Genomic DNA, 20186 nt, shown 5'->3' with positions numbered 1-20186 from the left:
GATGAAACTGTGTTTGCATCAGCTCGGATCTGTACCAATCACGCCTTGAGCATATGCCCGGTTTCTTCCAGATTGATGTGCCAGCTCAGTGCTTCGCGCAGGATGTGCGGGGTGTGCCCGCCTATGGCGCAGGCCGATTCGAAGTAGCTGTTCAGCGCATCGCGGTAAGCCGGATGTACGCAGTTGTCGATGATGACCCGTGCACGCTCCCGTGGCGCCAGGCCACGCAGGTCAGCCAGGCCTATCTCGGTCACCAGGATGTCGACGTCATGTTCGGTGTGGTCCACATGGCTGACCATCGGCACCACGCTGGAAATCGCACCGGCCTTGGCAATCGACTTGGTGACGAAGATCGCCAGGTGCGCGTTGCGCGCGAAGTCACCCGAGCCGCCAATCCCGTTCATCATTCGCGTACCGCACACGTGGGTAGAGTTGACGTTGCCGTAGATGTCGAACTCCAGCGCGGTGTTGATGGCGATGATACCCAGCCGGCGAACTACTTCCGGGTGGTTGGAGATTTCCTGCGGGCGTAGTACCAGCTTGTCCTTGTAGTGTTCCAGGTTGCCGAACACGTTGGCGTTGCGCCGTTCCGACAAGGTGATCGAGCTGCCGGAGGCGAAGCTCAGCTTGCCCGCGTCAATCAGGTCGAACGTCGAGTCCTGCAGGACTTCCGAGTACATGGTCAGGTCTTCGAACGGCGATTCGATCAAGCCGCACATCACCGCGTTGGCGATGTTGCCGATGCCGGCCTGCAACGGGCCGAGCTTGTTGGTCATGCGTCCGGCGTCCACTTCCTGCTTGAGGAAGTTGATCAGGTGATTGGCGATCCCTTGGGTGTCGTTGTCCGGTGGTGTCACGGTCGAGGCGGAATCGGCCTTGTTGGTGATCACGATGGCGACGATCTTCTCCGGTGGGATCGGGATCGCGGTGCTGCCAATGCGATCGTCGACGTTCACCAGCGGGATCGGTGTGCGGGTTGGCCGATAGGTCGGGATATAGATGTCGTGCAGCCCTTCCAGGTTCGGATTGTGCGCCAGGTTGATCTCGACGATGACCTGCTTGGCGAAAATTGCGAAGCTGGCCGAGTTACCCACGGAGGTGGTGGGCACGATATGGCCTTGTTCCGTGATCGCAACGGCTTCGATCACGGCAATGTCGGGCAGCTTGAGTTGGTTGTTGCGCAGTTGCTCGACGGTCTCTGACAGGTGCTGGTCAATGAACATCACCTCGCCGGCGTTGATGGCCTTGCGCAAGGTGCTGTCGACCTGGAACGGCATGCGCCGGGACAGCACGCCGGCCTCGGTCAGTTGCTTGTCCAGGTCGTTGCCCAGGCTGGCACCGGTCATCAACGTGATTTTCAGAGGCGAAGTCTTGGCGCGTTCGGCCAGGGCGTGGGGAACGGCCTTGGCTTCACCGGCACGGGTGAAGCCGCTCATGCCGACGGTCATGCCGTCCTCGATCAGTGCGGCGGCGTCTGCCGCGCTCATGACCTTGTTCAACAGCGAAGGCAAGCGGATACGATCACGGTACATGGATTGTTATCTCGGGCTACGGGAGGCAAGGTGCGCAGTTTAGTGATTTCAAACAATTTCGGCCCGCTACCATGGTCGAATGCCGGGTGCCGATTTAGAGCCTTTTGTCGGGTTTCATGCAGCAATAAAAAACCCTAGCCTACTGGAGGCCAGGGTTTCAGGTATTGCGCTGGCGCAGTGTTATTCGACAGCTTTGACCATGTCTTCGATGACTTTCTTGGCATCACCAAAGACCATCATGGTCTTGTCCAGGTAGAACAACTCGTTGTCCAGGCCGGCATAGCCGCTGGCCATGGAGCGCTTGTTGACGATGATGGTCTTGGCCTTGAACGCTTCCAGAATCGGCATGCCGGCGATCGGCGAGTTCGGATCGTTCTTGGCGGCCGGGTTGACCACATCGTTGGCGCCCAGCACCAGCACCACGTCGGCCTGGCCAAACTCGGAGTTGATGTCTTCCATCTCGAACACTTGGTCGTAAGGCACTTCGGCCTCGGCCAGCAACACGTTCATATGCCCAGGCATACGCCCTGCCACCGGGTGGATCGCGTACTTCACGGTCACGCCGCGGTGGGTGAGTTTTTCTGTCAGCTCTTTAAGCGCGTGTTGTGCCCGTGCCACTGCCAAGCCATAGCCCGGCACGATGATCACCGTGTCGGCGTTGGTCAGCAGGAAGGTGGCATCGTCTGCCGAGCCGGACTTCACCGGGCGTGCTTCTTTAGAGCCTGCCGCCGCGCCAGCATCCGGCGTGTTGCCGAAACCGCCGAGCAGTACATTAAAGAAGGAGCGATTCATCGCCTTGCACATGATGTACGAGAGGATCGCACCGCTCGAACCCACCAGCGAGCCGGCGATGATCAGCATCGAATTGTTCAGCGAGAAGCCGATCCCCGCCGCTGCCCAGCCGGAGTAGCTGTTGAGCATCGAAACGACGACCGGCATGTCGGCGCCACCAATCGGGATGATGATCAGCACGCCGAGCACGAACGCCAGGGCCAGCATCAGCGCAAAGGCGGTGAGGTTGCCGGTGAGCATGAAGGCCAGGCCCAGGCCCAGTGTGGCAAGGCCCAGCACCAGGTTAAGTTTGTGCTGGCCGCCGAACTGTACCGGTGCGCCTTGGAAGAGACGGAACTTGTACTTGCCCGAGAGTTTGCCGAATGCGATCACCGAACCGGAGAAGGTGATTGCACCAATCGCCGCGCCGAGAAACAGCTCCAGGCGATTACCGGCAGGGATCGAGTCGCCCAGGTGTTTGACGATACCCAGGGATTGCGGCTCGACCACGGCGGCAATGGCGATAAACACCGCTGCCAGGCCGATCATGCTGTGCATGAACGCCACGAGTTCCGGCATCTTGGTCATTTCGACGCGCTTGGCCATGATCGAACCGGCGGTGCCGCCGATCAGCAGGCCGACAATCACATAGCCGATGCCCGCGGTGGCGAGTTCTGCGCCGAGCTTATAGATGAGGCCCACGGTGGTGAGTACCGCCAGCGCCATGCCGAGCATGCCGAACAGGTTGCCGCGTCGCGATGTGGTGGGGTGCGACAGGCCCTTGAGGGCCTGGATAAAGCAGATAGACGCGATCAAGTAGAGCGTCGTAACCAGATTCATGCTCATTACTTAGGCGCCTCTTCTTTTGCTTTCGGGGCTTTCTTCTTGAACATCTCGAGCATCCTGCGAGTCACCAGGAAACCGCCGAACACGTTCACTGCTGCCAGGGCCACGGCCAGGGTGCCCATGGTCTTGCCCAGCGGGGTCACGGTGAGCGCAGCGGCGAGCATGGCGCCGACAATCACGATCGCCGAGATGGCGTTGGTCACGGCCATCAATGGCGTGTGCAGTGCGGGGGTAACGTTCCAGACCACGTGATAACCGACATAAATCGCCAGCACAAAGATGATCAGGTTGTAGATACCGGGGGAGATAAGCTCTTCCATCGTCTGAATCCCTGCTTAGGCGTTTTTGCGGATGACTTGGCCGTCGCGGCACATCAGGCACGCGGCGACGATGTCGTCTTCGAGGTTGATTTCAAACTGCCCTTCCTTGTTGAAGACCAGCTTCAGGAAGTCCAGCAGGTTGCGCGCGTACAAGGCCGATGCGTCGGCGGCAACGGCGCCCGCCAGGTTGGTCGGGCCGCAGATGATCACGCCGTTTTCGACCACTACCTGGTCAGCGACGGTCAGTGGGCAGTTGCCACCCTGGGCGGCGGCGAGGTCAATGACCACCGAGCCGGGCTTCATCTGCGCGACGGTGTCGGCACTGAGCAAGGTCGGTGCCTTGCGTCCAGGGATCAGCGCGGTGGTGATAACGATGTCGGCTTGCTTGGCGCGTTCGTGCACGGCCACGGCCTGGCGTTGCATCCAGCTGGTTGGCATTGGGCGCGCATAGCCGCCGACACCCACGGCGCATTCACGCTCTTCGTCAGTTTCGTAGGGCACGTCGACGAACTTGGCGCCGAGGGATTCGATCTGCTCTTTGACGGCGGGACGCACGTCGGACGCTTCGATCACGGCACCCAGGCGTTTTGCCGTGGCGATGGCCTGAAGGCCGGCAACGCCGGCACCGAGGATCAGCACGCGTGCGGCTTTCACAGTACCTGCAGCGGTCATCAGCATCGGCATAAAGCGTGGGTAGTGATGGGCGGCGAGCAACACAGCCTTGTAACCGGCGATGTTGGCCTGCGACGACAGCACGTCGAGGCTTTGGGCGCGCGAGGTGCGCGGCGCGGCTTCGAGCGCGAAGGCAGTAATGCCGTGTTCGGCCAGCTTGGTGATGATTTCGTTGCTGAACGGATTGAGCATGCCCACCAGTACGGTACCGCTTTTGATCAGCGACAGTTCGCTGTCGCTGGGGGCGACCACCTTGAGAATCAGCTCGGCGCCAAACGCGTCGCCGGCACTGCCAATGGTCGCGCCTGCCGTTTCATAGGCACTGTCGACGATGCTGGCCTTGACACCTGCGCCGCTTTGTACAGTGACCTTATGGCCCTGGCCGATCAGCTTCTTGATGGTTTCCGGGGTGGCAGCCACCCGTGTTTCACCGGTCTGGGTTTCGAGAGGAACACCAATGTGCACGTCAAATCTCCTGCATGATCTTTTTGCTTTTGATCTTTTTGTAAAAAGGCCAGTGCACCGTGGGTGGCGCATCTGGGGCGGCCGATCAGCACGATCCCGCTGAAATGACAGCGGGGCGCGGCATTTTGCAGGCGAACTTTACGGCCATCAAGGGATTATGACGGGTGACGAAAAATTAACTACAAGTCACCCTGTGACTGATTGTCGCAACACTTTGAAATAACCTCTTTAAATACAGGTATTTAAAGGTGTTAAGGCAATTTTTGAGGTTTTTGTCATCGTCCCGGTGAATAGTCGAGCATTGGCCGAAGATAGTTGCTCAAAGCCAGCAACGTCATGGCTTTGAGTCATGTTTCTGGAGGACAAGTACAGTCTGTTAAAAAGCGACATATACGTATATCTGTAGGATATAAAAATAGCTGACTACAAGGTCAGCAAATTAACTATGGCCTTCAAATGCTGGGGATGTAGCGCTGTGATTGGTCCACGAGCCAGTCTCTGAACGCATGCAGTGAGGCGGACTCAACTTTTCTCTCTGGAATCATCAGGTAGTACGCCTTGGAGCTGCTCAGTGCGTTGGGGCTTGCGATGACCAATTGGTGTTCGTCGAGCTCTCGTTGGATCAGGAAAGGTGGGATCAGCGCGATGCCCATGTCATGCATGGCCGCCTGGGACAACATCGAGAATAGCTCGTATCTCGGGCCTGTCATGTCGCGGGGGATGTTCAACTGTTGGGCGTTGAACCACTGGCGCCAGGCGTAGGGGCGAGTCGTCTGCTGCAGCAGTGGCAGCTCGGCAATTTCCTGGGGGCTGAAGTGCGTACGGGTTCTTAATAGCCTGGGGCTGCATACTGGGACAGGATTCTCGCCCATCAACCTGTGGGATTCGGTACCAGACCAGTCGGCATCGCCGAAGTAGATCGCAGCATCGAATTCTGTGTCGGCAAACAGAAAGGGGCGCGTGCGGTTGGTGAGGTTCACCGTCACTTCGGGATGTTGGCGTTGAAAGTCCTTGAGGCGAGGGATCAACCATTGAGTCCCAAAGGTCGGGACCACTGCCAGTTCGATGACGTTTGCCCCCTGCTGCCCCATCACGGACAGCGTATCGCGTTCCACTGCGTCCAATTGCGTCGCGACTCGACGACTGTAGGAGAGCCCCGCTTCCGTCAGTTTGACGCCTCGCCGAGAGCGTCGAAACAGCTCGACACTTAAAAACTCCTCAAGACTGGCGATCTGTCGGCAGATAGCGCCCTGGGTGATGGAAAGTTCTTGCGCCGCCTTGGTAAAGCTCTCGTGGCGGGCTGCCGCTTCAAAACTGACAAGGGCAGTGGTGCTGGGGATTTTTCTACGCATGTACCTTGTACTCACTTATAAAGCGCGTATGCGCCCTTCTCGGTCTTTTCGAAGTGAGAAATTAGCACAACCCTATGCGGAAACCTCGTTTGCCCTCTGCGGCCGTCCGGCCTAGGCTCCTTGCACGACTACTGACTTTCTCTGCGAGGACTTATTCATGGCTGGCAAGGCAAGCTTCAACTGGATCGATCCACTGCTGCTGGATCAACAGCTCACCGAGGAAGAACGCATGGTGCGCGACAGTGCGCAGCAATTTGCCCAGGACAAATTGGCGCCGCGCGTACTCGAGGCCTTCCGCCATGAAAAAACCGACCCCGCGATCTTTCGTGAGATGGGCGAAACCGGCTTGCTCGGCGCAATGATTCCAGAGCAGTACGGTGGCAGTGGCTTGAACTACGTCAGCTACGGGTTGATCGCTCGCGAAGTGGAGCGTGTCGACTCCGGCTATCGCTCGATGATGAGTGTGCAATCGTCACTGGTCATGGTGCCGATCAACGAATTCGGTACAGAAGCGCAAAAACAGAAATACCTGCCGAAGTTGGCCTCTGGTGAATGGATCGGTTGCTTCGGTCTGACAGAGCCCAACCACGGTTCCGACCCGGGCGCGATGATTACACGTGCGCGCAAGGTGGATGGTGGCTACAGCCTGACGGGCGCCAAGATGTGGATCACCAACAGCCCGATCGCCGATGTGTTCGTGGTGTGGGGCAAGGATGATGCGGGGGATATCCGCGGTTTTGTCCTGGAGAAAGGCTGGAAGGGCCTGAGCGCTCCTGCGATTCATGGCAAGGTCGGACTTCGTGCGTCCATTACTGGCGAGATCGTGATGGACAACGTGTTTGTGCCTGAAGAGAACATCTTCCCCGATGTGCGTGGGTTGAAAGGGCCTTTCACTTGCCTGAACTCGGCGCGGTACGGCATCTCCTGGGGGGCCTTGGGCGCGGCCGAGTTCTGTTGGCACACCGCTCGCCAGTACACCCTTGATCGTCACCAGTTCGGTCGTCCGTTGGCGGCGACCCAGTTGATCCAGAAGAAGCTGGCTGACATGCAGACCGAGATCACTTTGGCCCTGCAAGGTTGCCTGCGCCTGGGCCGTATGAAGGATGAGGGCACGGCGGCGGTGGAGATCACATCGATCATGAAGCGCAACTCGTGCGGCAAGTCCCTGGACATCGCGCGCATGGCTCGGGACATGCTGGGTGGCAATGGGATCTCCGATGAGTTTGGTGTGGCGCGTCATTTGGTCAACCTGGAGGTGGTGAACACTTACGAAGGTACCCATGATGTGCACGCCTTGATTCTTGGGCGTGCGCAAACCGGCCTTCAGGCGTTCTATTAATAGGAGCATGGGCATGGGCGCGCTTTCGCACCTGCGGGTACTGGATTTATCGCGAGTCCTGGCGGGCCCTTGGTCCGGGCAGATTCTTGCGGACCTTGGGGCTGAGGTTATCAAGGTTGAGCGGCCGGGTAGTGGCGACGACACGCGGGCCTGGGGGCCGCCCTTCCTTAAGGATGCGTATGGCGAGAACACCAGTGAAGCTGCGTATTACCTCTCGGCTAACCGTAATAAGGAGTCGGTGACTATCGACTTCACGCAGCCGGAGGGGCAGAAGCTGGTACGTGACCTCGCAGCCAAGTCCGATATCCTGATCGAGAACTTCAAGGTGGGTGGTCTGGCGGCTTATGGCCTGGACTATGAGTCGCTCAAGGAGATCAATCCTGAATTGATCTATTGCTCGATCACGGGCTTTGGTCAAACAGGGCCCTATGCGGCTCGGGCTGGTTATGACTTCATGATTCAGGGGCTGGGCGGGCTGATGAGTCTTACCGGTCGGCCAGAAGGCGATGAAGGTGCCGGGCCAGTGAAGGTTGGCGTCGCGCTGACCGACATCCTGACAGGGCTTTACTCGACCGTGGCGATCCTGGCAGCGCTTGCTCATCGGGATCACGACGGCGGTGGCCAGCATATCGATATGGCGCTGCTTGACGTGCAGGTGGCTTGCTTGGCCAATCAGGCGATGAATTACCTGACGACGGGAGTGTCACCCAAGCGCCTGGGCAATGCGCATCCGAATATCGTGCCTTATCAGGATTTCCCAACGGCAGATGGTGACTTCATCCTGACCGTGGGTAACGACGGACAGTTTCGCAAGTTTGCTGAAGTCGCCGGGCAACCGCAGTGGGCGAATGACCCGCGGTTTGCCACTAATCAGGCACGGGTTGCCAACCGCGCGACGCTGATCCCGCTGATTCGCCAGGCGACGGTCTTCAAGACGACGAGTGAGTGGGTATTGCAACTCGAACGGGTGGGGGTTCCGTGTGGGCCAATCAATGATCTGGCGCAGGTGTTTGCTGATCCGCAGGTCAAGGCGCGTGGTTTGGCGATGGCGTTGCCCCATGCGCTGGCAGGGAGTGTGCCTCAGGTTGCCAATCCGATCCGACTCTCCAAGACACCTGTGGAATATCGCAGTGCGCCTCCACTGCTGGGGGAGCATACAGTTCAGGTACTCCAGGAGGTACTGGGATTGGGTCCGGCTAGCGTGGCTGCTTTAAGAGAGGCGGGGGTTATCTAAATAACGCTTCTTCTATATAGGAGCGCCCGGGTCCCATATAAAACAGTTTGGTGGTTTTTTAATCAATGTTAACTAATTGATAAGAAAGCAAAATAAAGGGTTGACGGCAGATTCTGGAAGTCTATAATTCGCCCCACTTCCGGCGCAGTCGAAACGGAAAACTCCTTGGTAAACAAAGAGTTACGCAAGATTCGACAACGCGGGGCAAGCCCGCTCGCCACAACAGCCCTGTCTGCCGGGGGGGCAGCGTTGAGCCTAAGTTGTGTAGATACCTATGCCCCGATGAGGCCTTACAGATCAACCCCCTTCCAACTGCCTCAACGCAGCCTTGCGCTCCCCCACCGGCAACTCGCCCAGCTTCTCCACCGCCGCATAGAACTTCAGCCAATCCCTGCCTTCCTGCCGAAACAACGCGGCAAACGCCGGCACCCATTGGTCATACAGCCCGAACGGCAACAACCGCGCGTTGTTCATGGGTTGGTTGATCCAGGCGTCATAACGCTTGTCGCCGCCCCACTGGCTGTCGCGCATGCGCTGGTAGTCACTGCGCAAGCGCTCAAATTCCGCCGCTTTGGCCCGCCTCATCAACGCAGCCGACAACGGCTGTGCGTACAAGGCCTCCAGGCGTTTGCGGGTATCAAGAATCAGGCGGATAAACTGATCGCGCTGTTGCAACGCTGCATCGCTCAAAGGCGCCAGGCCACGGGCGGCGCGCCATTGTCGCGTGCCTTCCTGCTCGACGAAGTTGGCAAAGGACTCATTGAATTCGGTGTCGTCCTTCACATAGAAGCGCTGGTGCGCGAGCTCATGGAAGATCAACGTGGCCAGGCGCTCGTCCCCCCAATTCATCATTGAACTCATGATCGGGTCATTGAACCAGCCCAAGGTGGAATAGGCCTCGACCCCTCCGATCGATACATCCATGCCCTGTTGCTTGAGCAACGCCGCCTCGCCCCGTGCCGCGCCCTGGCTGTAATAGCCGCGATAGGCCACGCAGCCTGCAATGGGGAAGCAATGGTTCTGGGGGGAGAGGGAAAATTCCTCGGTGGCGAAGACATTCCACACGACATAGGGCCGGCCGATATCGGCGTACAGGCGGTAACTCTGATTGTCGGGCAGGTGCAGATGCTGGCTGGCGAAGGTGCGGGCCTTCTGCGCTTGTGCAAGGCGGTCACGCAATAATTGCGGGCGAGAGGGATCAGCAATGACCTGCGCCACCGGCTCCCGGGCCTGCAACAACTGCCACTGGCCACTCGCCAACTGGCTGTAATAACTGACACTGGAGCAACCGCTGAGCAGCCCCACCAACAACCCCGGAAGAAAACGCCTGACCATGCCCCGACTGCTCCTGGGTAATTTGCTCGCCAGCCTATCGCGCCAGCACGGAATTTTTCCATGCCTGGGCATGTTTATACTCATGGGGAGTCTGTTGCCATCGGCAGCGGGCTCATACCTTTTCTTTCGTTGAGTGCCTGCCATGCGTCCGCTATTGCTTACCGTCGCCGCCCTGTTTCTCAGCGCCTGTGCCTCGACGCCCATCCCGCCGGTCGACCCCAAACAGGCCTGGGTCGATTTCGCCACGCCGACACCGGGCGCAAAACTGGTGATGGCCCAGCGACTGGACGGCAAGAACCTTCCGGACGGACGCTTCTTCCAGGTGCCGCCGGGCAGTCATGAGTTGATGGTGCGCTTTGATTTCGAGGTGCCGACCGGCGGCAGCCTCAATGGCTTTGGGCAAACGAGCGACCGTACCTGTTTCATCACCCTGCAGTATGACCATTTCGAGGCCGGCCAACGTTATCGCCTGGAAGGGCGCTCATTGGCCTTCACGCCGAATATCCGGCTGTATAACGCCGCTCGCCAATTGCTGGCTGAAGAACGCAGCGTCAACTGCCTGTGATCAGTCGTTATTTTTCTGATAGATGATGCGCTTGGTGCCGTTTTCGCACGTACCGACAATCATCGCGCTGTCATGATTCTTGGCTTCTTCGGCGGTGATGATTTCCAGGGTGTAGGACGGAATCGCCTTGGCCTGGATATTCACTTCGATCTCTTTCCTGAGCTCTTCACAATCTTTTGGAGCGGCCACGGCCGATGTGGCCAGCACAGCGCAGATGATCGCCAAGGCAAAACGTTTCATGTGTGAAGCTCCCTGAATGCATGCGCACGGGTGTGCGCCTAAGGCTGCATAGGCTATAGGACCACATCGGGGAAACACGAGTTCTGATTTAACGCACAACTGAATGTGGGAGGGGGCTTGCCCCTCTCACATTTTTAAGACGGTGTCAGTTGACCAGCGTGGCATCCAGGCTGATTTTCGCATTCAGCACCTTGGACACCGGGCACCCTTCCTTGGCCTTTTTGCTCAATTCATCGAACTGCGCCTGGCTGGCGCCGGGGATCTTGGCCTTGAGCACCAGGTGCACGGCGGTGATCGCAAAGCCGCCCTCGACCTGGTCCAGGGTCACTTCGGCCTGGGTGTCGATGCTGTCAGCCTTGAGCCCGGCGTCGCCCAGGATCATGGAAAAGGCCATGGAGAAACAGCCGGCGTGGGCCGCACCAATCAGTTCTTCAGGGTTGGTGCCCTTGCCGCCTTCGAAACGGGCCTTGAAGCCGTAGGGCGCTTCGCGCAGTACGCCGGTTTCCGTAGAAATGGAACCCAAGCCAGTCTTCAGATCACCTTCCCAATGCGCGGATGCTTTTTTAACGATACTCATAGCTGTCTCCTCGAACGTGGTTTTGCGTCAGTAAGGGTTCTGAGGATAGTCGCCCCTGCAAAGTTCATCTTGTCGGAGAAACCTAGCAATTTAGTAGGAAATTTCACCCTCGCTATTGAATCTCGGGTATATGCCCTCATTGCATAGAACATGCACATGAAGCGGCAGGTTTTGGTTCGTCTAAAAAGCCTGCGCCCCCCATTTGGAGAAGCAGGCTTATGAAATCGCTGTCCGACGTGAAGTTCTCAACCCTCGACCTGGTGCCCGTACGGGCCAATGGCAGTCCGGCGCAGTCACTGCGCAACTCCCTGGACCTGGCCCAGCACGTGGAAAAATTCGGCTACCACCGTTTCTGGGTGGCGGAGCACCACAATATGGACGGTATCGCCAGTTCGGCGACCTCAGTACTGCTGGGCTACCTGGCCGGTGGCACCTCGACCATCCGCGTCGGCTCCGGTGGCGTGATGCTGCCCAACCACGCGCCGCTGGTGATCGCCGAGCAGTTCGGCACCCTGGAAAGCCTCTACCCCGGGCGTATCGACCTGGGCCTGGGCCGCGCTCCCGGCTCCGACCAAATGACCGCCCGCGCCCTGCGCCGTGAGCGCTCCGGCAGCGCCGACGACTTCCCGGAAGATGTGGCCGAACTGATGGCCTACCTGGGCCCACGCACCCCCGACCAACGGGTGATCGCCGTACCGGGCACCGGTACCAACGTGCCGGTCTGGCTGCTGGGTTCCAGCCTGTTCAGCGCGCAACTGGCGGGGGAGCGCGGTTTGCCCTACGCCTTCGCCTCCCATTTCGCACCGCGCCTGATGCATGAGGCGATTCGCGTGTACCGCAACCACTTCAAGCCTTCCGCCGTGCTCGACAAGCCCTACGTGATGCTCGGCATTCCGCTGGTGGCCGCGGATACGGATGAGCAAGCCGATTACCTGGCCACTTCGGTGTACCAGCGCATCCTGGCGCTGATGCGCGGGCAGAGCCTGGTGCAGCGCCCACCGGTGAAAACCATGGATGGCCTGTGGCTGCCCCATGAAAAAGACGCGGTCGGCAGCTTCCTCGGCCTGGCGATGGTGGGCAGCCCGGCGAAGATCCGCGCCAAACTGGAGGTGTTGATCGAACAGACCGGCGCCGACGAATTGATCTTCACCTGCGACCTGTACGAGCACGCCGACCGGATTCATTCCTACGAACTGCTGGCGCAGTTGATGAAGGGCTAAACCCCAGGCGAAAAAAAACCGACGCACCTGCGTCGGTTTTTTATGTCCGGAGCACGGGATTAACCGCGCTTGTAGACGATTTCCTTGGTGCCACCTTCGCAGGTGCCGACCACTTTTTCGGACGAGGCGCCTTTATCCACCACTTCCAGCGAATAATGCTGAACGCCTTTCGCATCCAACTTTGCTGCAATCTCGCTTTTCAGCTCTTCACAAGGCTTGCCCGCCGCCAGGGCTGTGCCCGCCATGCTCAACAAACCTACCGCCAACAGGAACTTCTTCATCCGTTACTTTCCTTGCGCTGATCGAAAAGAGCATGCCGATGCTTGTCGCATCGGCCCCCATTGTTTGTAGCGCAGGTTATGGCAATCGGCCAGCCGGCAAGTTCAACCGACTCGATCAACTACTGGCAATTCGGAACCCCACCTTCAGCGTCACCTGGAAGTGCGCGGCCTTGCCGTCCTTGATATGGCCACGGGTTTCCGTCACCTCGAACCACTCCAGGTGCTTGATGCTCTTGCTGGCTTCGGCCAGGGCGTTGTTGATCGCATCTTCGATGCTGGTGGTCGACGAGCCGACCAATTCGACTTTCTTGTAGGTGTGATGATCAGACATGGGGTTTCTCCTGAGAATGGTCAATAAAGCCTAGCAGTCAATGTTCATACTGCTTCTGGCGACCATTACGGCCTGAAAGTTCAGATTTACTGCACTTTCTGAAACCGGCGCAGTCGGTATCTACACACGCCACTCAATCACTTCAGGAGAGTCCACATGGCCAACACTTCTTTACGCAAAGCGTCGCTGGAAAGCATGGAAGCCGAGATTTCGAGCCTGCTCAAGTCCCTTGAGAGCCTCAAGGATGATGCGTCCGATGAGTCGCGCAAAACCCTGAAGGCCCTGAAAAGCAACGCCGAGAATGCCCTTAAGCACTCGCGCCACCTGATCAGCGACGCCTACGAAGAAAGCAAAGTCAAAATCCGCGAAACCGGTGTCGCCACCCGCGACTACGCACAAGAGCACCCATGGACCACCGCTGGCGTTGCCGTTGGCGCACTGGGCCTGCTGGCGGCTTACCTGCTGTGCAAGCGCGGTGACTGATACGCCGGCTAGCCCGGTTGGCGCAACAGCTCAGCCTTGAGCCACTGCGCCAGCTGCCGAGCGCGCCCGTCTGCGGCGCGCTTGGGCAGCCACAATGCCAGGTGCGCCGGGGTTTCACTGAACCCCCACGGCGCTACCAGGCGACCCGCTCGCAGGTCCTCTGCCACCAGCGGTTGCGGCGCAATGGCCACCCCCAGCCCAGCCACTGCCGCCTCCAGCAAATAATACAAATGCTCAAACCCTTGCCCGAGCTTCAATGCTCCTGGCTCGATGCCGTGCTGCTGCGCCCAACTCGGCCAGGCTTGCGGGCGCGAGGTGGTGTGCAACAGTGCTTCACCGCACAGCGCCGAAGCGGGCGCTTGGCGCAAGCGCTCGTAACCGGCGAAACGCGGGCTCATTACCGGGCCGATGCGCTCGCTGGCCAGCTCATACACCTGCATATCCGCCGGCCACGGTGGCTCGGCAAATACCAATAGGGCGTCCAGCCCGGGCCGCCGCGGGTCGAGATCGCCTTCGCCGGCCGACAAATGCAGGCGCAAGTCGGGCAGGTCGGCATTCAAACGGCCCAAGCGAGGAATGAACCAGCGCGCCAGCAAACTGCCGGAACAGCCGAGCACGAACGGGGCATCGGCGCTGCTTTGCGTGAGTTCGGCGCACACATCCCGCAACCGCTCGAACGCCTCGGCACTCGCATCCCGCAGGCGAACACCGGCATCTGTGAGTTTGAGGCCGCGTCCATCCTTGACGAACAGGCTGACACCCAAATGTTCCTCCAGCACTTTCAGCTGACGGCTGACCGCACCGTGGGTCACATGCAACTGCTCGGCCGCCTGGCTGACGCTGTTGAGGCGGGCGGTGGCTTCGAATGCGCGCAAGGCATTGAGGGGGGGAAGGTCTCGGCTCATCTGTGAGTTTTCCTGACAGGTTGCGTCGATCTTATCGGTTTTCAGCGTCAGGCGTCAGGGGTAGAGTGGCCGTCATTGTTTCTTACACACCTTCTTTCCAGGAGCGCCCCATGACTCAGTCCCAGACCGATCTGCGCAACGGCCCCGACGCCAATGGCCTGTTCGGCGCATTCGGCGGCCGCTACGTGGCCGAAACCCTGATGCCGTTGATCCTCGACCTGGCCCGCGAATACGAAGCGGCCAAGATTGATCCGGCGTTCAATGAGGAATTGGCCTACTTCCAGCGCGACTACGTGGGCCGTCCAAGCCCGCTGTATTTCGCCGAGCGCCTGACTGAGTTCTGCGGCGGCGCCAAGATCTACCTCAAGCGCGAAGAGCTGAACCACACCGGCGCGCACAAGATCAACAACTGCATTGGCCAGATCCTGCTGGCGCGGCGCATGGGCAAGAAACGCATCATCGCCGAGACCGGCGCCGGCATGCACGGCGTGGCCACCGCCACCGTGGCCGCGCGCTTCGGCCTGCAATGCGTGATCTACATGGGCACCACCGACATCGAGCGCCAGCAGGCCAACGTGTTCCGCATGAAACTGCTGGGCGCTGAGGTGATACCGGTGGTCGCCGGCACCGGCACCCTGAAAGACGCGATGAACGAAGCCCTGCGCGACTGGGTCACCAACGTCGACGACACCTTCTACCTGATCGGCACCGTGGCCGGCCCGCACCCCTACCCGGCGATGGTGCGTGATTTCCAGGCCGTGATCGGCAAGGAAACCCGCACCCAGCTGCAAGCCCAGGAAGGCCGCCTGCCCGACAGCCTGGTGGCATGCATCGGTGGCGGCTCCAACGCGATGGGCCTGTTCCACCCCTTCCTGGATGACACCAGCGTCGAAATCATCGGCGTCGAAGCGGCCGGCCACGGCATCGAAACCGGCATGCATGCCGCCAGCCTCAACGGTGGCGTACCGGGCGTGCTGCACGGCAACCGCACGTTCCTGTTGCAGGACGACGACGGCCAGATCATCGACGCCCACTCGATTTCCGCCGGCCTCGACTACCCCGGCATCGGCCCTGAACACGCCTGGTTGCACGACATCGGCCGCGTCCAGTACACCTCGGTGACCGACCACGAAGCGCTCGACGCCTTCCACAAATGCTGCCGCCTGGAAGGGATCATCCCCGCCCTGGAAAGCGCCCACGCCCTGGCCGAAGTGTTCAAGCGTGCGCCAACCCTGCCCAAGGATCACCTGATGGTGGTCAACCTGTCCGGCCGTGGCGACAAAGACATGCAGACCGTGATGCACCACATGGAACAGTCCCAGCAGGAGAAACACTAAATGAGCCGCCTGCACACTCGCTTTGCGCAACTCAAGGAACAAAACCGCGCCGCCTTGGTGACCTTCGTCACCGCTGGCGACCCGGGTTATGACACCTCCCTGGCGATTCTCAAGGGTTTGCCGGCTGCCGGTGCCGATGTCATCGAACTGGGCATGCCGTTCACCGACCCGATGGCCGACGGCCCCGCCATCCAACTAGCCAACATCCGTGCGCTTGAGGCCAAGCAGAATCTGGTGAAAACCCTGCAGATGGTGCGTGAGTTCCGTAAAGACAACCACGACACTCCGCTGGTGCTGATGGGTTACTTCAACCCGATCCACAAATATGGTGTGCCGAAGTTTATTGCCGACGCCAAGGAAGCCGGTGTGGACGGCCTGATCGTGGTCGACATGCCGCCTGAGCATAACGGTGAGCTGTGCGACCCGGCTCAGGCAGCAGGCATCGACTTTATCCGCCTGACCACGCCGACCACCGACGACGTGCGCCTGCCCACCGTTCTCAACGGCAGCTCCGGCTTTGTGTACTACGTGTCCGTGGCCGGTGTGACGGGGGCTGGCGCCGCCACCCTGGAACACGTCGAAGAAGCCGTGACCCGCCTGCGTCGGCATACCGACCTGCCGATCAGCATCGGTTTTGGTATCCGCACGCCGGAACAAGCCGCGGCCATCGCGCGCCTGGCCGATGGTGTAGTGGTGGGCTCAGCGCTGATCGATCACATCGCCAACGCCAGCAACGATCAACAAGCGATCGATGGGGTATTGAGCCTGTGCGCGGCGCTGTCGGAAGGTGTCCGTAACGCCCGTAAGTAAACGCCATGTAGCCAGAGGTAAAGTTCCTGATACAGAGGAATCAACGCGCGCAATCACGGCCTAAACAGCAAGACCAAGGGATTTCGAACCTCGTTCGAGATCCCTTTTTTTGTATGTGTGCCCTGAGGAATACCCGATGAAAATGCCTAAATCCGTGATTGCCGGTCTTGGTGTGCTGGTGCTTGGCGCCAGCGCCCTGGTGCACGCCGCACCGCCCGACCAGCGCGATGACGACCGTGGCGGCCCGCAAGGCCAGCACGAGCAGCGTGGCGATGACCATCGGGGCCCACCGGACGATCGACGTGGCGGCCCGCCCCGGGACTTCGGCCCCGTGCGCCAGATCATCCATGACAACCACGGCCAGTTCTCCCGGGGCGCGCCGCCGCCGCCCAACGTGCGCCTGGTACGCGGTCAGCCGCTGCCCCGTGGGTACTACGGCGAACGCCTGGACAACCGCGCCCTGGCACGCCTGCCGGTCTACCCAGGTTATGAATGGCGCCGCTCGGGGCCGGATGTGGTGCTGATTGCCGTAGGGACAGGCATCGTCTACGAGATTCTGGACGGTGTGCTCAACTAAGCCTTTCCACAGGCCACTGTAGGAGCGAGCTTGCTCGCGAAAAACGTCCTGACGACGCGCTCATCCAGAATGCCCGCGTTATCGTTGACGATCTTCGCGAGCAAGCTCGCTCCTACAGTTAAACGGTTGTGTTAAAGCTCGATGCGTTCGACTTTGCCTACGAGCAATATGTAGGAAAGTGCCCCAAGCAACGCCAGCAACGCGATGTAGGTAATCGCCGGTGCAAACGAATCCCCGCTGGCCAGGAAGCCAATCACGATCGGTGTGGCAATCGCCGCCAGGTTGCCGATGAAGTTAAATACCCCACCGGTCAGCCCCAACAAGCGCGCAGGTGCCAGGGTCGACACCAGCGACCAGGTAATCGACGCCAAGCCATTGCCAAAGAACGCCACCGCCAGGAACGCAATCACCCACGCCGTCGAATCCACATAGTTGGCGCCAATGATCGCCGTGGAAATCAGCAGCCCGCCAATGATCGGCAATTTGCGTGCAAACCCTACCGACGCCCCCCGGCGAATCAGCCAGTCGGAGAAAATCCCGGAACACAGCACACCCACGAACGCCGCCAGGAATGGCAACGACGCGAGCAGGCCGGACTTGATGAAGTCCATGCCGCGATATTTCACCAGGTAGGTCGGGAACCAGGTCAGGAAGAACCACAACGTGGAGTTCAGGCAGAACTGGCCGAGGTAGATGCCCCAGAGTTTGCGCTTGCTCAGCACAATCCCCAGGTCGACCCAACTGAACGGTGCCTTGACCGCTTTCGCCTGCATATCCACCAAACCGCCGCCTTCACGGATCAACTCGATCTCGGCCACGTTGGCGCCTTTAAAATCCTTAGGCTCGCGATACACCGCGTACCAAACCAGCGCCCACAGAATGCCCACGCCACCGGTGGCTACAAACACCATATGCCAGCCGAATGCGTGCTGCAGCCAGGCCAATACCGGCGTGAGGAACGCCAGCCCTACAAACTGCCCGGAGGTATAGACGCCAATCGCAGTGGCCCGCTCACGCTCAGGAAACCAGGTAGTGACCACGCGGCTGTTGATGGGATACGCCGGGGCTTCCAGGGCACCCACCGCCATGCGCAGGACGAACAGCGCGATAAAGCTGGCGGCGAAGCCCAGCATCACGGTGGCAATCGACCACAGCAGCAGGGCCGCCGTGTAGAGAATGCGCGGCGGCACGCGGTCGACCAACCAGCCGCCGGGGATCTGCATGGCGGCGTAAGTCCAGCCGAACGCGGAGAAAATCAACCCGACATGCACCGGGTCGATGCCCAGCTCGCTGGTCAACGCCGGGGCGGCAATCGACAGGTTGCTGCGGTCGAGGTAGTTGATCACCACGGTGATAAACAGCAGCACCATGATGAAAAAACGCTTTCTGGTAGGCGTGACTAAAGAAGCCTGCCCGGTGAAGGATTCAGGGTGCATGGGGGTTGCCTCTTCTTATGTTTATTGAGGACTGAAACTGAGCTGACTGAAGAAATCGGATCAAAAAATGTGGGAGGGGGCTTGCCCCCGATTGCAGTCTGAAGTGCGCCCCAGAAGTTGGACACCCATCCAATTTCTGGGGCGTTTTCATGAGCAAGTACACCACGCAGTTCAAGCTATCTGCCATCACCGCTTTCCTTGAGCGAGGCCGAGGGTTTCGCCGGGTCGCCGCTCAATTTCAAATGGACCCCACCTTGCTTCGTCGTTGGGTCGAGGCTTATCGATTACACGGTGAGGCCAGCTTGAGCAGTACCGGCCAGCGTTACAGTGCCTTGTTCAAGTTCTCTGTTCTACGGTGCATGTGGGATGACTCCCTTTCCTTGCGCCGCGCAGCGGCGCTTTTCAACTTGGGGGATTCCACTCAGGTGGGCAGATGGCAACAGCAGTATTACAGTGGCGGTATTGAAGCCCTGGAGTCAGGGAAAAGAGGACTGAGCACCGCTATGCCTAAACCACCTGCTAAACCACGCAAAACCGCTGCCCCACTCACCAGCCCTGAGCCTGAGCACAAGACGTTACTTGATGAGCTCCAATACCTACGGATGGAGAACGCTTATCTAAAAAAGCTTGGGGAGTTAGGCGAGGCGGTGATGAGGCGGGAGAAAGAACAGAAGAAAAAGCCCGATTAGTCAGTGAGCTTAAGCAACACTTTCCCTTGCGTGACTTGCTCAAGCTAGTGAGCCTTGCGCGAAGTACGTACTACTACCAACTCAAGGCGATGGGCGTTGCGGACCGACTTTCCTCGATCAAAGCTTCTATCCAGACCATCCAAAACGAGCATAAGGGCCGCTTTGGTTACCGTCGGATGACGCTAGAACTACGTAAAGAAAGATCGCTGATCAACGGTAAAACGGTACGACGACTGATGGGGGAGCTGGGTCTGAAATGCACGGTGCGGCCTAAGAAATACAGGTCGTATAAAGGGCCGATGGGCGAAGTGTCGCCCAACACCTTGGCTCGTCAGTTCGAGGCTGAGCAACCGAATCAGAAATGGGTGACGGATGTCACCGAGTTCAAAGTGGCCGGCAAAAAGCTGTACTTGTCCCCAGTTTTGGACTTGTACAACGGAGAAATCGTGGCCTATCAGACGGCAATACGTCCCCAATATGCCTTGGTGGGCGAGATGCTGGAAAAAGCTATTGAAGGCTTACCTGAGGGCGGCAAGCCAATGCTGCATTCAGATCAAGGCTGGCACTATCGATATCCAAAGTACCGGGAGAGGCTAGAAAAAGCAGGGCTGGAGCAAAGCATGTCACGCAAAGGAAACTGCCATGACAACGCCACAATGGAGAGTTTCTTCGGCACGCTGAAGTCAGAGTTCTACTATCGGGAAAGCTTTGAAAGCGTGGAGCAGTTGCAAGCGGGGCTGGATGAGTACATCCATTACTACAACCATAAGCGAATCAAAGTGAAGCTTGGCGGACTGAGCCCTGTAGCGTACAGGACCCGGTCCGCTGTAGCCTAACCAACAGCTGTCCAGCTTTTGGGGCGCACTTCA

At 59.2% G+C, this 20186-nt stretch carries 21 protein-coding genes; 9 read left to right on the top strand and 12 right to left on the bottom strand.

Annotated elements, in window-relative coordinates; genetic code table 11:
• Positions 1–38: 38 nt before the first annotated feature.
• The 5 genes from A7317_RS00110 to A7317_RS00090 form a co-directional block, all read right to left on the bottom strand.
• A complete protein-coding gene (locus A7317_RS00110) occupies positions 39–1532 on the bottom strand; it encodes an acetyl-CoA hydrolase/transferase family protein (RefSeq protein ID WP_024072655.1) in 1494 nt (497 codons plus the stop codon).
• 180 nt (positions 1533–1712) lie between these two features.
• On the bottom strand, positions 1713–3149 hold the full coding sequence (locus tag A7317_RS00105) for an NAD(P)(+) transhydrogenase (Re/Si-specific) subunit beta (protein ID WP_024072656.1): 1437 nt from the start codon (positions 3147–3149) through the stop codon (positions 1713–1715).
• On the bottom strand, positions 3149–3469 hold the full coding sequence (locus A7317_RS00100; RefSeq protein ID WP_003220416.1) for an NAD(P) transhydrogenase subunit alpha: 321 nt from the start codon (positions 3467–3469) through the stop codon (positions 3149–3151). Before A7317_RS00100 ends, A7317_RS00105 begins: the two co-directional genes overlap by 1 nt.
• A 15-nt stretch (positions 3470–3484) precedes the next feature.
• Complete coding sequence (locus A7317_RS00095) at positions 3485–4606, bottom strand: Re/Si-specific NAD(P)(+) transhydrogenase subunit alpha (protein ID WP_069074938.1); 1122 nt, start codon at positions 4604–4606, stop codon at positions 3485–3487.
• Positions 4607–5058: 452 nt separating this feature from the next.
• The gene (locus tag A7317_RS00090; protein WP_024072658.1) at positions 5059–5958 is read right to left on the bottom strand and encodes a LysR family transcriptional regulator; all 900 of its coding nucleotides are present in this window, start codon (positions 5956–5958) and stop codon (positions 5059–5061) included.
• A 157-nt stretch (positions 5959–6115) separates the two neighbouring features.
• Here A7317_RS00090 and A7317_RS00085 point away from each other — a divergent pair, with 157 nt between their 5' ends.
• Positions 6116–7297: an acyl-CoA dehydrogenase gene (locus tag A7317_RS00085; protein WP_024072659.1), complete on the top strand. Its 1182-nt coding sequence runs from the start codon at positions 6116–6118 to the stop codon at positions 7295–7297.
• Positions 7298–7310: 13 nt separating this feature from the next.
• Positions 7311–8531, top strand: a complete 1221-nt coding sequence (locus A7317_RS00080) for a CaiB/BaiF CoA transferase family protein (protein ID WP_069074937.1) — start codon at positions 7311–7313, stop codon at positions 8529–8531.
• A 297-nt stretch (positions 8532–8828) separates the two neighbouring features.
• Here the strand turns inward: A7317_RS00080 and A7317_RS00075 are convergent, their stop codons facing one another.
• Entirely contained in the window at positions 8829–9866 is a 1038-nt protein-coding gene (locus tag A7317_RS00075) for an aminopeptidase (RefSeq protein ID WP_069074936.1), read from the bottom strand.
• A 142-nt stretch (positions 9867–10008) separates the two neighbouring features.
• On the opposite strand from A7317_RS00075, the gene A7317_RS00070 reads away from it, so the two are divergent.
• Positions 10009–10431 (top strand): hypothetical protein, encoded by a 423-nt coding sequence (locus A7317_RS00070; protein ID WP_024072593.1) that lies wholly within the window; start codon positions 10009–10011, stop codon positions 10429–10431.
• On the opposite strand, the gene A7317_RS00065 is transcribed toward A7317_RS00070, so the two are convergent.
• Complete coding sequence (locus tag A7317_RS00065) at positions 10432–10671, bottom strand: DUF1161 domain-containing protein (RefSeq protein WP_069074935.1); 240 nt, start codon at positions 10669–10671, stop codon at positions 10432–10434. It lies immediately after the preceding gene.
• 145 nt (positions 10672–10816) lie between these two features.
• Positions 10817–11248, bottom strand: a complete 432-nt coding sequence (locus A7317_RS00060) for an OsmC family protein (protein WP_024072591.1) — start codon at positions 11246–11248, stop codon at positions 10817–10819.
• 218 nt (positions 11249–11466) lie between these two features.
• On the opposite strand from A7317_RS00060, the gene A7317_RS00055 reads away from it, so the two are divergent.
• The gene (locus tag A7317_RS00055; protein WP_024072590.1) at positions 11467–12468 is read left to right on the top strand and encodes an LLM class flavin-dependent oxidoreductase; all 1002 of its coding nucleotides are present in this window, start codon (positions 11467–11469) and stop codon (positions 12466–12468) included.
• A gap of 59 nt (positions 12469–12527) precedes the next feature.
• On the opposite strand, the gene A7317_RS00050 is transcribed toward A7317_RS00055, so the two are convergent.
• Entirely contained in the window at positions 12528–12749 is a 222-nt protein-coding gene (locus A7317_RS00050; protein ID WP_024072589.1) for a DUF1161 domain-containing protein, read from the bottom strand.
• Between the two features lie 115 nt (positions 12750–12864).
• Entirely contained in the window at positions 12865–13080 is a 216-nt protein-coding gene (locus tag A7317_RS00045) for a dodecin (RefSeq protein WP_003214895.1), read from the bottom strand.
• 156 nt (positions 13081–13236) lie between these two features.
• On the opposite strand from A7317_RS00045, the gene A7317_RS00040 reads away from it, so the two are divergent.
• Positions 13237–13563: a DUF883 family protein gene (locus A7317_RS00040; RefSeq protein ID WP_003170746.1), complete on the top strand. Its 327-nt coding sequence runs from the start codon at positions 13237–13239 to the stop codon at positions 13561–13563.
• A gap of 8 nt (positions 13564–13571) precedes the next feature.
• Here A7317_RS00040 and A7317_RS00035 read toward each other — a convergent pair whose 3' ends face one another.
• Positions 13572–14468, bottom strand: coding sequence for a LysR family transcriptional regulator (locus A7317_RS00035; RefSeq protein ID WP_069074934.1), 897 nt, complete (start codon positions 14466–14468; stop codon positions 13572–13574).
• Between the two features lie 110 nt (positions 14469–14578).
• Between A7317_RS00035 and trpB the strand changes: the two genes are divergently transcribed.
• From trpB to A7317_RS00020, 3 genes are all read left to right on the top strand, one after another.
• Positions 14579–15805 carry a tryptophan synthase subunit beta gene (trpB, locus tag A7317_RS00030; RefSeq protein WP_024072587.1) on the top strand — a complete coding sequence of 409 codons (1227 nt, stop codon included), beginning with the start codon at positions 14579–14581 and terminating at the stop codon, positions 15803–15805.
• Positions 15806–16615 (top strand): tryptophan synthase subunit alpha, encoded by an 810-nt coding sequence (trpA, locus tag A7317_RS00025; protein ID WP_024072586.1) that lies wholly within the window; start codon positions 15806–15808, stop codon positions 16613–16615.
• Between the two features lie 136 nt (positions 16616–16751).
• Positions 16752–17192, top strand: a complete 441-nt coding sequence (locus A7317_RS00020) for an anti-virulence regulator CigR family protein (RefSeq protein ID WP_024072585.1) — start codon at positions 16752–16754, stop codon at positions 17190–17192.
• 131 nt (positions 17193–17323) lie between these two features.
• Here A7317_RS00020 and A7317_RS00015 read toward each other — a convergent pair whose 3' ends face one another.
• Entirely contained in the window at positions 17324–18628 is a 1305-nt protein-coding gene (locus A7317_RS00015; RefSeq protein WP_069074933.1) for an MFS transporter, read from the bottom strand.
• A 149-nt stretch (positions 18629–18777) separates the two neighbouring features.
• Here A7317_RS00015 and A7317_RS29705 point away from each other — a divergent pair.
• A protein-coding gene (locus A7317_RS29705; RefSeq protein ID WP_420492573.1) for an IS3 family transposase occupies positions 18778–20153 on the top strand; the annotation gives its coding sequence in 2 pieces (ribosomal slippage) (positions 18778–19269 and positions 19272–20153; 1374 coding nt in all).
• The last annotated feature ends 33 nt before the right edge of the window (positions 20154–20186 follow it).

Origin of the sequence: Pseudomonas fluorescens (assembly GCF_001708445.1) — a bacterium.
In the GTDB taxonomy this organism is placed as follows: domain Bacteria; phylum Pseudomonadota; class Gammaproteobacteria; order Pseudomonadales; family Pseudomonadaceae; genus Aquipseudomonas; species Aquipseudomonas gorinensis.
This window is presented reverse-complemented; position numbering and strand designations above follow the sequence as displayed.

Bases quoted from the DNA above. Each gene is read 5' to 3' on its own strand.
- A7317_RS00110 (WP_024072655.1), bottom strand. From the start codon at position 1,532: ATGTACCGTGATCGTATCCGCTTGCCTTCGCTGTTGAACAAGGTCATG.
- A7317_RS00105 (WP_024072656.1), bottom strand. From the start codon at position 3,149: ATGAGCATGAATCTGGTTACGACGCTCTACTTGATCGCGTCTATCTGC.
- A7317_RS00100 (WP_003220416.1), bottom strand. From the start codon at position 3,469: ATGGAAGAGCTTATCTCCCCCGGTATCTACAACCTGATCATCTTTGTG.
- A7317_RS00090 (WP_024072658.1), bottom strand. From the start codon at position 5,958: ATGCGTAGAAAAATCCCCAGCACCACTGCCCTTGTCAGTTTTGAAGCG.
- A7317_RS00085 (WP_024072659.1), top strand. From the start codon at position 6,116: ATGGCTGGCAAGGCAAGCTTCAACTGGATCGATCCACTGCTGCTGGAT.
- A7317_RS00080 (WP_069074937.1), top strand. From the start codon at position 7,311: ATGGGCGCGCTTTCGCACCTGCGGGTACTGGATTTATCGCGAGTCCTG.
- A7317_RS00075 (WP_069074936.1), bottom strand. From the start codon at position 9,866: ATGGTCAGGCGTTTTCTTCCGGGGTTGTTGGTGGGGCTGCTCAGCGGT.
- A7317_RS00070 (WP_024072593.1), top strand. From the start codon at position 10,009: ATGCGTCCGCTATTGCTTACCGTCGCCGCCCTGTTTCTCAGCGCCTGT.
- A7317_RS00065 (WP_069074935.1), bottom strand. From the start codon at position 10,671: ATGAAACGTTTTGCCTTGGCGATCATCTGCGCTGTGCTGGCCACATCG.
- A7317_RS00060 (WP_024072591.1), bottom strand. From the start codon at position 11,248: ATGAGTATCGTTAAAAAAGCATCCGCGCATTGGGAAGGTGATCTGAAG.
- A7317_RS00055 (WP_024072590.1), top strand. From the start codon at position 11,467: ATGAAATCGCTGTCCGACGTGAAGTTCTCAACCCTCGACCTGGTGCCC.
- A7317_RS00050 (WP_024072589.1), bottom strand. From the start codon at position 12,749: ATGAAGAAGTTCCTGTTGGCGGTAGGTTTGTTGAGCATGGCGGGCACA.
- A7317_RS00045 (WP_003214895.1), bottom strand. From the start codon at position 13,080: ATGTCTGATCATCACACCTACAAGAAAGTCGAATTGGTCGGCTCGTCG.
- A7317_RS00040 (WP_003170746.1), top strand. From the start codon at position 13,237: ATGGCCAACACTTCTTTACGCAAAGCGTCGCTGGAAAGCATGGAAGCC.
- A7317_RS00035 (WP_069074934.1), bottom strand. From the start codon at position 14,468: ATGAGCCGAGACCTTCCCCCCCTCAATGCCTTGCGCGCATTCGAAGCC.
- trpB (WP_024072587.1), top strand. From the start codon at position 14,579: ATGACTCAGTCCCAGACCGATCTGCGCAACGGCCCCGACGCCAATGGC.
- trpA (WP_024072586.1), top strand. From the start codon at position 15,806: ATGAGCCGCCTGCACACTCGCTTTGCGCAACTCAAGGAACAAAACCGC.
- A7317_RS00020 (WP_024072585.1), top strand. From the start codon at position 16,752: ATGAAAATGCCTAAATCCGTGATTGCCGGTCTTGGTGTGCTGGTGCTT.
- A7317_RS00015 (WP_069074933.1), bottom strand. From the start codon at position 18,628: ATGCACCCTGAATCCTTCACCGGGCAGGCTTCTTTAGTCACGCCTACC.